Origin of the sequence: Salinibacterium sp. NK8237, assembly GCF_015864955.1 — a bacterium.
GTDB lineage: Bacteria > Actinomycetota > Actinomycetes > Actinomycetales > Microbacteriaceae > Rhodoglobus.
In genome coordinates, this window is sequence record NZ_JADYWE010000001.1 from 1,482,147 (window position 1) to 1,497,104 (window position 14,958).

General features: G+C 62.5%; 13 protein-coding genes. 3 read left to right on the forward strand and 10 right to left on the reverse strand.

What is annotated here, in order from left to right:
* Positions 1 to 141: 141 nt before the first annotated feature.
* The 5 genes from I6E56_RS07185 to I6E56_RS07205 form a co-directional block, all read right to left on the reverse strand.
* Complete coding sequence (locus I6E56_RS07185) at positions 142 to 2,460, reverse strand: DEAD/DEAH box helicase (RefSeq protein WP_197137001.1); 2,319 nt, start codon at positions 2,458 to 2,460, stop codon at positions 142 to 144.
* Between the two features lie 370 nt (positions 2,461 to 2,830).
* Entirely contained in the window at positions 2,831 to 3,874 is a 1,044-nt protein-coding gene (locus I6E56_RS07190) for a TM2 domain-containing protein (protein WP_197137002.1), read from the reverse strand.
* Between the two features lie 311 nt (positions 3,875 to 4,185).
* The gene (locus I6E56_RS07195; RefSeq protein ID WP_197137003.1) at positions 4,186 to 4,395 is read right to left on the reverse strand and encodes a hypothetical protein; all 210 of its coding nucleotides are present in this window, start codon (positions 4,393 to 4,395) and stop codon (positions 4,186 to 4,188) included.
* 103 nt (positions 4,396 to 4,498) lie between these two features.
* Positions 4,499 to 7,654: an efflux RND transporter permease subunit gene (locus tag I6E56_RS07200; protein ID WP_197137004.1), complete on the reverse strand. Its 3,156-nt coding sequence runs from the start codon at positions 7,652 to 7,654 to the stop codon at positions 4,499 to 4,501.
* 157 nt (positions 7,655 to 7,811) lie between these two features.
* Positions 7,812 to 9,233, reverse strand: a complete 1,422-nt coding sequence (locus I6E56_RS07205) for a PLP-dependent aminotransferase family protein (protein WP_197137005.1) — start codon at positions 9,231 to 9,233, stop codon at positions 7,812 to 7,814.
* Positions 9,234 to 9,294: 61 nt separating this feature from the next.
* On the opposite strand from I6E56_RS07205, the gene I6E56_RS07210 reads away from it, so the two are divergent.
* Positions 9,295 to 9,945 (forward strand): YitT family protein, encoded by a 651-nt coding sequence (locus tag I6E56_RS07210; RefSeq protein ID WP_197137006.1) that lies wholly within the window; start codon positions 9,295 to 9,297, stop codon positions 9,943 to 9,945.
* 78 nt (positions 9,946 to 10,023) lie between these two features.
* Here the strand turns inward: I6E56_RS07210 and I6E56_RS07215 are convergent, their stop codons facing one another.
* The gene (locus tag I6E56_RS07215) at positions 10,024 to 10,809 is read right to left on the reverse strand and encodes a MerR family transcriptional regulator (protein ID WP_197137007.1); all 786 of its coding nucleotides are present in this window, start codon (positions 10,807 to 10,809) and stop codon (positions 10,024 to 10,026) included.
* Between the two features lie 47 nt (positions 10,810 to 10,856).
* Positions 10,857 to 11,498 (reverse strand): hypothetical protein, encoded by a 642-nt coding sequence (locus tag I6E56_RS07220; RefSeq protein WP_197137008.1) that lies wholly within the window; start codon positions 11,496 to 11,498, stop codon positions 10,857 to 10,859.
* Positions 11,499 to 11,603: 105 nt separating this feature from the next.
* Here I6E56_RS07220 and I6E56_RS07225 point away from each other — a divergent pair, with 105 nt between their 5' ends.
* Positions 11,604 to 11,999: a CrcB family protein gene (locus tag I6E56_RS07225; RefSeq protein ID WP_197122939.1), complete on the forward strand. Its 396-nt coding sequence runs from the start codon at positions 11,604 to 11,606 to the stop codon at positions 11,997 to 11,999.
* Positions 11,996 to 12,376, forward strand: coding sequence for a CrcB family protein (locus tag I6E56_RS07230; protein WP_197137010.1), 381 nt, complete (start codon positions 11,996 to 11,998; stop codon positions 12,374 to 12,376). The genes I6E56_RS07225 and I6E56_RS07230 overlap by 4 nt, the downstream gene beginning before the upstream one ends.
* A gap of 43 nt (positions 12,377 to 12,419) precedes the next feature.
* Here the strand turns inward: I6E56_RS07230 and I6E56_RS07235 are convergent, their stop codons facing one another.
* Genes I6E56_RS07235 through I6E56_RS07245 form a run of 3 tightly spaced genes read right to left on the reverse strand, consistent with a single transcriptional unit; the run spans position 12,420 to position 14,832 of the window.
* On the reverse strand, positions 12,420 to 13,037 hold the full coding sequence (locus I6E56_RS07235; protein ID WP_197137012.1) for a phosphoribosylanthranilate isomerase: 618 nt from the start codon (positions 13,035 to 13,037) through the stop codon (positions 12,420 to 12,422).
* Positions 13,034 to 13,906, reverse strand: coding sequence for a PfkB family carbohydrate kinase (locus tag I6E56_RS07240; RefSeq protein ID WP_197137013.1), 873 nt, complete (start codon positions 13,904 to 13,906; stop codon positions 13,034 to 13,036). Before I6E56_RS07240 ends, I6E56_RS07235 begins: the two co-directional genes overlap by 4 nt.
* Before the next feature lie 14 nt (positions 13,907 to 13,920).
* Positions 13,921 to 14,832: a pseudouridine-5'-phosphate glycosidase gene (locus I6E56_RS07245; RefSeq protein ID WP_197137014.1), complete on the reverse strand. Its 912-nt coding sequence runs from the start codon at positions 14,830 to 14,832 to the stop codon at positions 13,921 to 13,923.
* Positions 14,833 to 14,958: the final 126 nt, after the last annotated feature.

Below are 14,958 nucleotides of genomic sequence, written 5' to 3' on the forward strand. Positions count from 1 at the left end.
ATCGCAACAACGCGTGCGCTCCATAGAATCACGGGATGCCGCACCCGTCAACCACAGCGGGCACATGCAGAAAGCCCCGGCTGCCGACCACATGAGTGGGGCATCCGGGGCTTTCTTATGCTCGAGTGAGCGGGGTGCTTGTTAGAGCGCAGCCAGCTTGTCGACGAACGAATCGCCAGGCGCTACGTCGACCGACTCTGCATCGATCTCGGCGCGGCCAAGGAGTTCGTCCATCTTGCGACGACGGTTGCGCGGGATGAGCGTGACAACGGTTCCGGCCTTGCCTGCGCGACCGGTACGGCCAGCGCGGTGCAGGTACGTCTTGTACTCCTCGGGAGCATCGGCCTGAATAACGAGGCTGATGTCATCCACGTGGATGCCGCGGGCTGCAACGTCTGTCGCGACGAGCACGTTGACCTTGCCGCTTGTGAGCATCTGCAGGTTGCGGGTACGACGCGACTGGTTGAGGTCACCGTGAAGGCTCGTGGCGGGGGTTCCACCCATGCTCAAGAATTCAGCCATCTCTTCAGCAAACGCACGCGTGCGGGTGAAGACAAGAGTCTTGCCCGTGCCGGCGGAAAGCTGCTTGATGATCGCACGCTTGTCGCGCTGTTCGATGAGCAGAACCTTGTGGTCGATCGTGGAAGAAGCCTGGTCTTCACCAGCAACCTCGTGCACGGCCGGGTCAACAAGGAATTCCTTGACGAGAGTGGCAACACCCTTGTCAAGGGTTGCCGAGAACAGCAGCTTCTGGCCGCCCTCGCTGGTCTCCCGCAGAATGCGCTGAACAGGCTCAAGGAACCCGAGGTCGCACATGTGGTCTGCTTCGTCGAGAACAGTAACCTTCACCTGGCTGAGGTCGAGACGACCCTGCTCGATGAGGTCTTCAACACGGCCGGGGGTCGCGATGATGACATCGACGCCACGGGTGAGAGCTGCAACCTGCTTGTACTGAGGAACGCCACCCACGATGGTCGTGGTGAACAGGCCAACGCTGCGAGCGATGGGCTGAATGGTGCGGTCGATCTGCTGAGCAAGCTCGCGGGTCGGAGCCAGGATGAGGGCGCGCGGCTTGCGGCCCATCTGACGGTCCTTGCCACCATTGTTTTCCATGAGGCGCTCAACGAGAGGCGCACCGAAAGCAATGGTCTTGCCCGATCCGGTCTTTCCGCGGCCAAGAACATCCTTGCCGGCGAGAACGTCGGGGATGGTTGCTGCCTGAATGGGGAACGGCGACTCTGCACCCATGGATGCGAGCTGACGCGAAATGTTCGAGCCGATACCCAGGTCGATGAAGGACTTGCCTTCAACATCACTGGCGGTAACGGTCTTGGCTACGAGGCGCTCAAGTACAACGTCTTCTTGCTGCGAGTGCGACGACTTGCCATCGCGGGCCGGGTAGTAGGCGCTTTCGCGCGGCTCGGAACGTTGCGGACGGTCGTTGCGGTCATTGCGGTCGTTGTACGACGGGCGCGAACCACGGTCGGGACGGTCGCCATACGCGGGACGCTCCGAACGCTGCGGGCGCTCGTTGTAGGCGGGGCGCTCTGAACGCTCGGGGCGTGCACCGCGGTCGGGACGGTCACCGTACGCAGGGCGCTCGGTGCGCTGAGCACGGTCGTTGTACGACGGACGCTCGGTGCGACCAGCGGATGCGCCACGGTCACCATACGAGGGACGCTCAGTGCGACCAGCGTTGCGATCGTTGTACGACGGACGCTCATTGCGGTCGTTGTAAGAGGGACGGCCACCGCGGTCGGGGCGGTCGCCGTAGGAGGGACGCTCTGAACGGCCACCAGCATTGCGGTCGTTGTACGAGGGGCGCTCGTTACGGCCGCTCGAGTTGCGGTCGTTGTACGACGGGCGCTCGCTGCGACCGGCGTTGCCGCCACGGTCGGGGCGGTCACCGTACGAAGGACGGTCATTGCTGCGCTGCGGGCGCTCGTTGCGGTCGTTGCGGTCATTGCGGTCGTTGTACGACGGACGTCCACCACGGTCAGGACGGTCGCCGTATGACGGGCGATCGTTGCTACGCTGCGGGCGCTCGTTGCGGTCGCCATACGTGGGGCGTCCACCGCGCTCGGGGCGGTCACCCGACGAGGGACGATCGTTGCTGCGCTGGGGACGGTCGCCGTAGGCGCCACGTTCGTTGCGCTGCGGGCGGTCACCATACGAGGGGCGATCTCCGCGGCCGCCGGCCTCGGGGCGTCCACCACGGGCAGGCTTTTCGCGAGGAGTCCAGTCGGGGCGACGCTCGTCGCGTCCGCCACGGGCTCCGCCCGGCTTGCGGTCTCCAGTGCGAGCAGCGCGGTCATCTGCGCTCCAGCGACGCTTGGGGGCATCCCCCTCATCGGCACGGAATCCGCGGTGACCTTCGCTGCGTGAACCGCCACGTTTGGGCGCTCCCGAGTTGAAGTTTTTGTTGCCACGACCAGTGGCAGGCTTATTGAAATTAGGCATAGTTCTTTCCGGGTTGTTCTTAGATGGAACACATCTAGTGCGTGGAGCACGCGCGCACGCCAACACTCACCATTTAGTTAGCGAGACACCGATTGGTTAGAAACCGATTGACTGTCTTCTAATTAGCTTGAGTATTCGTACGCTGCACTACTGAACCCGGGCAGTCTTTGACCGAGGCCGTCACATACATTCGTGTGATTGTCACCAGTTGGATGGACTGGCAAACCGGCCCGCAAGACTTACAAACCCATACGCGAGATTTCGCGCTGTCTTGAGCCGACTTGACTACGTTACTCGATCGAGCCCCTAATAGCGAGGGCCGAGCGGATGCCGGGGTCAAGCGACACAGCCGCTCGACCCCAGCGATCAATTACTCGACTGCGAGCGTCCAGGCGCCGTCAGCGCCTACCGTGATCGCCGACGGACCCGTGCTCAGTGCAACGGTGCCACTGTAGGAGCCGATTTCGTTAACGAGGAGGCCAAACGCGAACGCCTTGTCGGTTTCTTCGATAATGGAGAAGTTGCTGTCGCCCGAGTGGGTAGCCGTGAGCTTAGCTGCATCGCCGTTGTACAGGAACACTGCGTCGCCGGTGCCGGATTCGGCCAGCAGGGGGGCTGCCGAAACAGGAGCAATGAGCAACGACCACGCACCATCCGCCTTGATCTGAAGCGTAACGCCGTCTGAGAGCGCATTGAATCCATACGACGTTGTGCCCGCGTAGTCTCCGATCGTATTCACCAACAGTTCGCCAGTGCTCTCGTTATCTTCGTTGAGTACTGAGACTGCGAAGTTCGACGCTCCGGCATGTGTAGCGGTAACGATTCCTGCTGTCGCGCCGACGGGCAGGTCGACAATGCTGTCGCCCGTGCCAGTCTCGGTGATGGCTTCGAACGTGCCGAAGGCGTCATCCGCCCAGCCCTGCACTGCCGGTACTTCTGGTTCAGCAGGCTCTTCCTCAGCAGCGTCCGACTCTTCTACGTCAGCGCTCTCCGAAATAGCGCTCGTGTCACTCGAATCAGTTGTCTCGGCGTTGCCTCCGTTGAGGCTCGACGTCACGATCGAGAGAACGATGAGTGCGCCGGTAACGATCCAAGCAACCTTCTTGTTCTCGTTGTACCCGACAAGCGCATTGCCTGCCTTGTCGCGCTGAGCCCCGCTGAGCGTGAGGATGATGTCAACTAGGACCCAGATTCCTGCACCACCGAAAGTGATGAGCTTCAGAATTCCGGTACCGACTTTGCCGAGGTAGAAACGGTCGACGGCGAAGAAACCAAGCAGGAGAGCGAAAAGCCACGTGATGACAAACGACTTGCCAGCGATCGGAGGTACTGGGGGCGCAGTCGGAGCTGCAGGAGGTGCACTATTCGGAATGTCTTGCGCGTTCGATTCGGGTGTAGGTGTGGCGTCTGACATGGAGCCTCTTTCGTTCGGGTAATGAAGAGAAACGCGCGCACTGTGATTCACGCCGCGCACGTTGTTGTGCGCGCACGCCGAGGCACACGACAACTGGCCGAGTGATGAGTGATCTCATCTGGCCGGTATCGCCTAGACGCCCCCGCGTGGTTACTTACTCACCCTGTCGGACGGCACTGACATTTGTTCAATTGAACGAGCAGATCAGGCCAAGTGGTCTACCGGACGGCGTGAAACGCTAAGCGAATGCAGTGATGCGGTCGCGCGAGGCACGCAGGCAGATCCCAGCCCGCCCTCGCCCACGTCGGTGACTAAACGTTGTGGTCGTAGGGAAGATCGCCGTTGGGGCGCGGCTCCGGCGGAAGAGTTTTTTCAGCGCGACGCTCAAGCCACATATGGTGATCGCGCATCGCCCGACCAACCGCCAGACGGATCAGCCAATAGACAAGCAAGGCACCCACGACTATCGCCAAGAGCATCAGTGCGATTGCGAAGGGGAAGTACCCCATATTGCCGTACATGAGTTCTCCGATTCGGTCTGCAGAAAGTCTCCCACAATAGTGACAGAAATTCTGTTTCCCCACGGCGGCTGAACCGGCGGGGGGAAACTAGACCATTCAAGGATTACTCTGCGGTGGCAACCACCGGAGTCTCGCGACCAGCCTTCTTGGCTGCGCGACGGCTCTTGCGATCGGTGCCGGCTGCCTTCTTGTCTTCGCGACGTTCCTTAGCGCCCTCGACGAGGTAGTACAGAACGGGCAGCACCACGAGGGTGAGCACGGTCGAGGAAACAAGTCCGCCGATAACGATGATGGCCAGGGGCTGCGAAATGAACCCGCCCTGACCCGTGACACCGATGCCGAGGGGAAGGAGCGCAAAGATCGTTGCCGCCGCGGTCATCAAGATGGGGCGGAGTCGACGCGATGCACCCTCGATGATGGCTTCGCGAGCGCGCATGCCCTTCACGCGGTACTGGTTGATGAGGTCGACGAGCACGATGGCATTCGTCACGACGATACCGATGAGCATCAGCACACCGATGAGCGAGGCAACACCGAGCGGGATGCCCGAGATCACCTGAAGCGCAATGGCACCGGTTGCCGCGAAGGGCACCGAGACCAGCAGCAGCAACGGCTGGCGCAGGCTCTTGAAGGTTGCCACCATCACGACATACACGATGAGAATTGCGACCAGGAGCGCGAGGCCAAGCTGCTGGAACGCATCCGTCTGCTCCGTAGCGACACCGCCCAGTTCGGCAGAAGCGCCCGCGGGCAGTTCTGCTTCATCAACAGCGGTAGCAACCAGAGCGGATGCCGTTCCTACGTCGTCACTGCTCGGCGTCACGCTCAAGGTCGCACTGCGCACACCCTTCACCGAGGTGATGCTCGCGGGGCCGTCGTCAACGGACACTGTGGCGACATCCGTCAGCGGGATGAGTCCGGTGGCACCCGGGATCTCGAAGTCTTCCAACTCTTCGATCGTGGTCGGCGCAAGGTCATTGAGAATGTAAATCGAGAGCGTCGATTCGTCGATGACGGCACTACCGACCGCATTCGGGTTCATCGCACCGGTGACAATTCCACCGACTGCAATTTCACTCAGTCCGACTTCGGCGGCCTTGTCGCGGTCAACAACGATCGAGATGAACGGCTGCTGCTCCGACAGGTTGCTGGTGGCTTCGGCAACGATGTCGAGGTCGCGCACCTGCTCGAGCAGGGCATCCGATGCTTCACGCAGTTCAGAATCGCTGGTGGCGGTGAGGTTGATCTCGATGTCGCTGGATGCGAAACCGCTGGAGGCCGCGGCGAGGGTGATCTCGCCGGCATCCTCGATGTCGGCTACAGCCTCGCGCACGTCTTCTTGCAGCTCGGTCTGATCAAGGTCGGGGTCGGTGGTGAGCGAGAATGCGTTCGCTCCGCTGCCGGTGAACGCAGCCCGCAGCGAGCCGCCGCTGGAACCGATGGAGAGCTGCACGGTCTCGATGCCGTCGAGGTCCATGAGAACCGCTTCAACCTTCTTGGCGGCTTCGTCACGAGCTTCGAGGCTTGCACCGAGCGGCAGCGACTGGTTGACGGTCAGAGTGTTCTGTCCGCTGTCGCCAATGAAGTTGGTCTTCATGAACGGCACGAGTGCCACGGTTCCACCGAGCAGGAGAACAGCAGTCATGAGTGTGGCAACGGGGCGCTTGAGCGTCCACTTGATTACGGGTAGGTAGCCACGCTGCAGGGCGTTGGTCTTCTCTTCCTGAGGCATACCCGCTGCGTGCGCGTGCTCCACAGCGTCTTCGGTGTGGCGCGGCACAGCCTTGTTGCCGAGGAACCAGTAGGCGAGCACCGGCACGATCGTGAGCGACACGAAGAGTGATGCGGCGAGCGCGATGGCGGTCGTCAACGCGAACGGGCGGAACAACTCTCCCGTGATGTCGCCGACAAGAGCCAGCGGCAAGAACACCGCGATGGTCGTCACGGTCGAGGCCGTGATGGCTCCCGCAACTTCCTTCACTGCCGTCTGGATGGCCTGAAGCTTGGGCTCCCCCATCGAGACGTGTCTCTTGATGTTCTCGATAACCACAATCGAGTCATCCACCACTCGACCAATCGAGATCGTGAGGGCTCCGAGGGTGATGATGTTGAGGGTATAGCCCGAGACCTGCATACCGATAAAGGTGATGAGAACGGATGCCGGGATCGAGATCGCGGTCACCAGCGTCGATCGGATCGACAGCAAGAACACCAGAATCACGATCACGGCGAAGACGAGACCGAGCAGCCCCTCGGTGGTGAGGCTGTCGATTGATTCTTGGATGAAGGGGGCCTGGTCGAAGACAACCGTGAACTTGGTGTTGTTGCCGAGGGCACTCTCGAGGTCGGGGATCGCTTCGAGAACGGCTTGCGACACAGCGACGGTGTTGCCCGCGGGGCTCTTCGTGATCGCGATCGTGAGCGAAGGCTCACCGTCAACGCGCGAGATTCCGGTGGCGGGATCGTCGATGACGTCGACGGTCGCTACGTCTGAGATGGTGACGACTTCGGTGTTCGAACCGCCGAGCAACGGCAGTTCGGCAATGCCGTCTGCCGTCGTGATGCGCTGACCGGCCTGCACCGTGAGGGTCTGGCCATCTTCGGTGATCTCACCGGCTGGCAACAGCACGCCGTTGTCGTCGAGCGCAGAAATGATGTCCTGGTTGTTCAGCCCGTTGAGGAACAGTTCGTCTTGGTCGGGAGTGATAACCAGGCGCTGAGTAGACGTGCCCAGCAGGCTTGCGTCGCTGACGCCATCCAACTTATTGAGTTCAACCAGAGTGGATGCTTCGAGCTTGCTGGAGAGCTCGAGAGGGTCGAGGTCGCTCGAGACTGCGATCTGCACGACCGGAAGATCGGTGAAGTTGAAGGTGAACACCTGAGTGTCGGCGGAGTCGGGAAGCTGGCCAGAGATGCGGTTGATGGCGAGCTGAATCTTCTGCTCGGCAGTGGCGATGTTGGTGCCGTATGCGAAGGAAGCCGAAATGTTGGCGAAGTTCGAGTTCGAGGTTGCGGTCGTCGACTCAAGCCCCTCGACGCCCTGGATGGCTGCCTCAAGCGGGCCTGCCAAGTCCTTATCGACAACCGCCGGCGATGCGCCCGGGTAGGTAGAGACGATGAAGATCTGCGGCAGCGACAGCGACGGAATGAGCTCTTGCTTGAGCGATGTCAAAGCAACGCCACCGAAGATTCCGATAACGATCGTCACGAGCGCGATGAGGGCTCGGTTACGCAGGGAGAAGACAGAAAGCAGATGCACGAGGGAACTTTCGTTGCTGTTAAACGCGGGCGCGGTCGCAAAAACCACTTCTTGGTTAGGTCAATTCTCTCAGCACGCTCAGTATTCCGCGTACTCTCGCGAGATTACATCTGCGTAAAAGGTGCGCCGCCGCGAGGCGCTCTCTCCGTCGTAAGACTTAGACGACGCTGGCCAGTTCAGTGCTCGCCGGCGAGAACGGATGCCGCATCACCGTCGACCACGCTGCGGCGAGCGCCGAGACGCCCTGTTCCAGATCGGCGGCGTTTCCACTGAACGGGATGCGCAGGAACCGTTCGAACGCGCCATCCATTCCGAACCGCGGACCAGCCGCGATCACGAGGCCCTCATTGCGAGCGGCGAGAACGAGCTGCGAGCTGACGGGTTCGCCGAGACCGACCCAGGCGGTCATTCCTCCCTGGGTGTGCGGCACCTGCCAGGACGGCAGTTGCTCGGCAAGGAGGGCGGAGAGGTGCTCGCGACCGGCACGCAAAGACGTGCGTCGAGCATCCAGAATCGAAGGAAAGTCTTCGAGAACGTTGGTAACGACAAGCTGTTCTAGCAGCGGGGTTCCGAGGTCACCGGCCGATCGTGCGCGAACCAGTTGACGGATGGTGGCGTGGTCGGCGCGGATCCAGCCAGTGCGCAGCCCGCCCCACACTGTCTTGCCGACAGAGCCGACCGAGATGGCGTTGCCGTGAGCAGCAAAAGGAAGTCGTGTGCCGTTGCTGTCGAGATCGAGCTCCGCCATAGTCTCGTCGGCGATGACCGCGGTGCCGTGGCGAGCAGCGAGTGACAGCACTTTTTCGCGCAGTTCGTCGGGCATGGACTGCCCGGTGGGGTTGTGAAAGTCGGGCATGAGATAGGCCAGCGAGGGGCTCGTGCGTTGGATGGCCTGCTCGACGGCGATGGCATCCCAGCCGGTTTCGGTCGAGACACCGACCGGCACGAGGCGCGCACCAGCGGCCCGAAGCGCATCGAGAGCGTGCGGGTAACTCGGGTTTTCCATGAGGGCACGATCGCCACGAGACATGAGGGTGCGCGAGATCAGGGCGATGGCGTGCTGAGCGCCGAGGGTCACCATGATCTGGTCGGGGCTCGTCGGCAGCCCGCGATCGGCGTAGCGCTGGGCGATAGCTTCGCGCAGGACCGGCAAACCCACCGGGTCGAACCCAGACTCTCCCAGGTAGGCCGGCAGTTGTTCGGCCGCACGACGAGAAGCCTCAATCACTTCGGGCGCCGCCGACATTGTCGACTTACTGAAATCCAACATTTGCGGCGCTGTCGATTCGGGAATCGGGTTCGCACGATGCGGCAACTGGGCAACGCTGCCCGAGCCACGCGTGCTCTCCACGTAGCCGCCTTCACGCAGCGTCGAATAGGCCGCCGTCACGGTCGTGCGGCTCACTCCGAGCGCAAGGGCGAGTTCACGCTCAGCCGGCAGCCGCGTCGACGTCAGAATGCGACCATCCATGATGAGGAGTCGGATGCGGTCAGAGACGGCCGCATAAGCCGCATTCGACCCCGACGCACGCCACTCACCCATCATTACGACCAATGCTCGGGCAGAAAGGCTATTCATGAGGCCACGATAGCGCGATTGGCCTCTTGCTCCGAGTCCAATTACGTAATTGGATACTTGGATGACTCCCCGCTTCACCATGACACGACGAATCGTTCAGCTCGGCATCGGACTGTTCCTCTACGGCTTCGCCATCGCGCTGATGATTCGCGCCGAGGTTGGAGTTGGCCCGTGGGATGTACTCGGTCAGGGTGTCTCTCTCACCACCGGTATCCCCTTTGGCTTTGTTACCAACATCATTGGCCTTGTCGTGTTACTGCTCTGGATCCCGATCCGCCAAAAGCCCGGCATCGGAACCGTCTTCAACGTGGCTCTCGTCGGACCGAGTGCCCAACTCGGGCTGTGGATGCTGCCCGAAATTGAGGGACTCGCGCTGCGCATCCTCGTGTTTGCCGCCGGCCTGCTGCTCCTCGGAATCGCGACCGGCCTCTACCTCGGGGCACGCTTTGGCCCGGGGCCGCGCGATGGCCTCATGACGGGCATCCACCGCCGCTACGGTGGCAAGATTTGGGTCGTGCGCAGCAGCATTGAACTTGTCGTGTTGAGCATCGGCGCGTTCCTCGGTGGCGATCTCGGCTGGGGCACCCTCGCGTTCGCCCTGCTGATCGGCCCGATTGTGCACTTTACGATTCCGCGCCTCATGGTGCCTGCCGCCGTCTCTGGCGAGAGCGTGGAGACGCCCGAGCCGAGCCCCGACGTCACCGTTCCGTAGCGGCGCCGCACCCGCGCAGCGCGAGCACCCCCGCAACCCGCCGCAACCCGCCCGCGTGCGACAGATCAGCGGCGCGGACTAGCTCCAGCGTGTGGCCGCAAATGCAATCATGGCCGCGCGCACGAACTCGGCACCCGCCTGCCCGCCGTAATTGCGAGCGAAGCGGGGATCAGCGACATACATCTCGGCAAGCCCGAGATAATACTCCCGGGGCGGCCCCGCTTTTCCTTCGCTCGGAGTGCCGGGGATACCGACAAGCGCGTCGAACTGACGCTGTGCGAGCACCTGAGCGGCGTCGCTCTCGGGGTCATCGCCGCGCTCGGCAGCAGCGGCCCAATCCGCCGCCAGCTGCTTCTGCGCCGCAACGAACGCAGCTTGGTCGGCCGCGCTCATCGCCTTCCACCAGGTGTTACTCGCCGCGTACGAGTCAGCGCCCCAGCGCTGCTCGACTTCGTCCTTATGGGCGGTGTGGTCGAATCCGTCGAACATTTCTTCAGCCATGAGTGGCTCTCCTTCTGTGAGTTTGTGGATAGTGGTGCTCACCGACGCGATGAGCCGATCGATGCGCTGCTTCTCGCTTTCGAGCAGGCGCACGTGGTCTCTGAGCGCAGCCGTGTCATCCCGTTGCCCGGCGAGCACCTCGGCAATGGCCGCAAGGCCGAGCCCGAGTTCGCGCAACAGCAGAATGCGTTGAAGGCGAGCGAGAGCATCCGCGTCGTAATAGCGGTAGCCATTGGCGCCGACCCGGCTTGGTGTGAGCAGCCCGATGTCGTCGTAGTGCCGCAGCGTGCGCGATGTCGTGCCGGTGATGCGGGCGACGTCGTTGATCGAACGCTCGGCGAGTGGTGGGGTGTCGTGTGCCATACCTCGACGGTAGAGGTTGACGTTACGTCAATGTCAAGCGCGCGGCGCTATTCGGTGAATTTCACCGGAACGTAGACATCCTGCACCCGGTCATTGAGCGCGGTGTGGTCGTTGCGGGTGAAGATGCCGCACTCGTTCGTGATGCAGTCAGCGTCTTCACCTTGCGGGTCACCAAGCTCGAGGTAGGCCGTGAAGGTGCCGGTCGCGGTGTCGTCATAGCTGCGAGCGCCGAAGAGCCGCCAGGCCCAATCGGCGTTGATCCAGTTGCTGGGCGCCCACTGCACGGTGCCTTCGGCAACATTCTCTTGCTGCTGGCTTGGCACTCCGCCGATGCACGGCCCTGGCTTGTCTGCCGATGTTTCTGGGATGACGCACACGGCAACGTAGACCCCTTGAGTGCCGTCATACCCGGTTCCCGTCACGACCACCCGTTCGTCACGAACGAGTGCTTCGGTGGCGATGGGTTCGCCGTTTTCACCGGCGACGCTGAGCGTGCGGGTTCGTCCGTCATCACCCTCGGCGGTGACAGAGAGCGGCCATTCGCCAGCCGTGAGTTCTTGGTTCGATTGACCCGCGCTCTCATGGGTGAGAATCGGCACGACGATGATGGCGATGGGCACGAGCAACACCACAACTACGGCGAGCACGATCCACGGCCAACGGCGGCGGCGCGCAGCAGTTCGGGTCATGGCTTCAGTCTAGGACTGCGCGCATGGCGCGGGGCAGCGCCCGCTTGCCATAGGGTGACTGTATAGGCAGTACAGACCCGAGAACTGGCACTTGGAAGGCAGCGCATGATCCGTGAACTCGCTGCCGTGGCCGTTGGCGGTGCTATCGGCACCGGAATGCGGTTCGCCCTCGATCTTGCCTTTGCCACCGACGATGGGCTGTTTCCCCTCTCCACTCTGATCGCCAATATCGTCGGCAGTTTCGTGCTGGCACTCGTCGTTGCCGAACTGTGGACACCAGCCCCGGTCTGGGCCCGTGCCGGCCTAGGCGCCGGTCTTCTCGGTTCCTTCACGACGTTCTCCGCACTTGCCGTCGCCGTCGTGCAACTCATAGGTGCCGACCAGCTCATCCCGGCCCTCATCTACCTCGCCGCCACCATGGTGCTCGGACTCGCCGCGGCCGCACTGGGCCTGCGCCTCGGTTTCGCTCGCGCACGCCGCCCTGACCTGGTGAACGAATGACCGCGGGCGTGGTGTTTGCGATCCTGGGCGCCGGTGCCGCCGGGGCCGTCTTGCGCTACCTCACGGCACGCGCGTTTGTTCCGCACAAGCGGTTCCCGTGGGCCGTGCTCGTGGTCAACGTGATCGGCTCCGCCCTCGGCGGGACGCTCGCCGGCATGGCGCACATTGGCACCATCGACCCCAACCTCGAGCTCGTGTTGCTCACCGGCCTCTGTGGCGGACTCACGACCTTCAGCACCCTCAGTGTTGAAACAATGCAGATTGCCAACCTCAAACGGCTCAGGGTGGCGGTCGCTAGCGTCGCCGCTAACCTCATACTCGGCATTGGTGTCGCAGCAGCGACCTACTTCGGTCTGATCGCGCTCGCTACAACGTAGGTTCTCGGCTCGGCTGAGTCTCCAGTGAGGTTCGCCCGGCGGCTCAGGCGTCGCGAACAGCCGCCACGAAAGCACGAATCAGTGCGGGATCCTTTACGCCTCGGCTCACTTCGACGCCGCTCGACACGTCAACGCCTCCCGGTTGCATGATGCCGACCAGCTCGGCCACATTCTGCGGGGTGAGGCCACCGGCCAGAATCCAGAAGCCGTCAGGCGCAGCATCCGACAGCAGGGTGGGGTCGAAGGCTGCTCCCCCGCCCGGCGTCACCGCATCGATCAGCAATCGGTCATCGGCGCGCAGCACTCCGTCATGACTGAGTCGGCGGTAATCATCGATAGACAGGGCGCGGATGGTGCCGAAGCCCTCTGCCCGCAGCCGGTCAAACTCTGCCTCAGTTTCGTCACCGTGCAACTGCACTGTGGCGATACCGGCCGCGTGCGCGGTGCGGAGCACCGTCTCGATCGGTTGGTTGCGAAAGACGCCAACCGTTTCGAGCGCGGACGGCAAGCCCGCGATGAGGGAACGCGCCTGCTCGGCGCTGACCTCACGAGGACTGCCGGGAGCGAAGACGAACCCGATCGCGTTGGCGCCGCTGTCGGCTACCGCCGCTGCGGCATCCGCCGTGCTGATGCCGCAGATCTTTACAAAACGGTGAGTCATCCGGCAGAGGCTCCTGGCGAGCAGAGAACAAGCGCTGCCGATGAGTGCCCGCCGACGCACGCTTTCTGCAGGTCGTGCGTCGCGAGGTACGACGTGAGAAAGCCAGCAGCGAAGGCGTCGCCGGCACCAGTGAGGTCACGCACGGCAGGAACCGGAGGCACTGCCACGGTGAGCGGCTCACTGCCGGGCTGGTGCACGATCGTGGGATCAGCGCCCGCTTTGGTGACGATGATCGTGTCGGTCAAGCGTGGTGCGTTGGTGCCCGGCTTTCCGTCGACGACCACATCGAGGCAGGCCATTTCGCTCTGGTTACCGATGAGGAAATCGGGAGCCAGATCGACCATCAGGTCGAGGAAGCGGTCGATGCCGTACTGGGCGAGCATCCCCGTGGAAGAGACATCGATTGACACCAGAATGCCCCTTCTCTTTGCGCGACGGATGACGTCGATCACTGTATCGCCGACCGGGGCGCCGTTGAAGGAGTACGCCGACACGTGCAGCAGCTCAAGCCCGTCGAGCCACCCATCAGGCACCTCGTCGAGCATCGTCGCCGCAGCTCGGTTCGGCAGCATGCTGCGTTCGCCGTCTTGGTCAATCAGGATGATGACGGTGCCGGTGACGTGTTTGCGCTGCACGCGCACGTCAACGCCTTCCGCTTCCAAGTCCTGCACTAGGGCGGTGCCGAGATTGTCGTTTCCCACGCAGCCGATGAACCGGGTCGGACCGAGACGGCCAGCAAAGCTCGCGACGTTTGCCCCGCTTCCGCCACGAGTGTGGAAGATTTCGGCTTCGGTGTCGGTGCCGTGGCGGAGTGGCTCCGAGAGCCACACCACGACGTCCTCAACCAGATCGCCAATGATGCCGAGCACGTGTTCGCTCGCCGCTAGCGCGTGAGCGCCGTGGCGACGAGTCCACCGAGCGAGACGTTGCCGCGGTAGACCTCGACGTTGACATCCAGGCTGACGCCCTTGGTGTCCTTCTGGATGAAGTCGAGCAAGAACGGGGTTGAGGCGTTGCCGCTGATGCCCTGCTTCTCGGCCTCAGCCCATGCCCGGGCGAGGATGTCGTCGAGCTGCTCCGGCGGAAGCTGCTTGTCGACGGCGACGGGGTTGGCCAGCAACACCGACTGCGGCAGGCCGAGTTCATCGCGTGCGGTGACAACGGCGGCGACCTCTTCGGGAGTGTCGACTGAGTAGCCGATGCTGAAGCCAGAGTCAGTGACATAGAAGCCGGGGTACTTGGTGGTGCCGTAGCCGATGACCGGGATGTTGAGGGTCTCGAAGCGTTCGAGCGTTGCGGGGATGTCGAGAATCGACTTCACTCCGGCGCTGATCACGAGGATGGGGATCTGCGCCAACGTGGTCATGTCGGCTGACTCATCAAAGGTTTCGGAGGCGCCGTGGTGAACGCCACCGAGACCGCCGGTGGAGAAGACCTTCACGCCAGCATGGTGGGCGAGGAACGCGGTTGCTGCGACGGTAGTGCCACCGTGGATGCCGAGCGCGCGAACAACAGGAAGGTCGCGAAGGCTGGCTTTGGCGATCTTGTCGGTGTTCGAGAGTTCGGTGATCTGTTCGGTACTGAGGCCGACAGTCGGCACACCGTTGAAGACACCGATCGTGGCGGGCGTGACGCCCTGCGCGCGAAGACCGGCTTCGGCTTCAAGTGCAACGTCGAGGTTGCGCGGGCGAGGAAGCCCGTGGGTGAAGATTGTGGATTCGAGAGCGACAACGGGGCGGTTCTCGCGAACAGCATCCTGCACTTCTTGGGACACGTGGATGACGGGTTCAGACATAGTCACTCTCATTCTTCGCTGTGCTCTTCACTGATGCTCGGGCGGAGGCGTACCTCTCTCCCCACCGTAACCAGTCGATTACCAAGAATCCATAAAGAGTCACGAGAGTTTCGATAGGTTTAACCT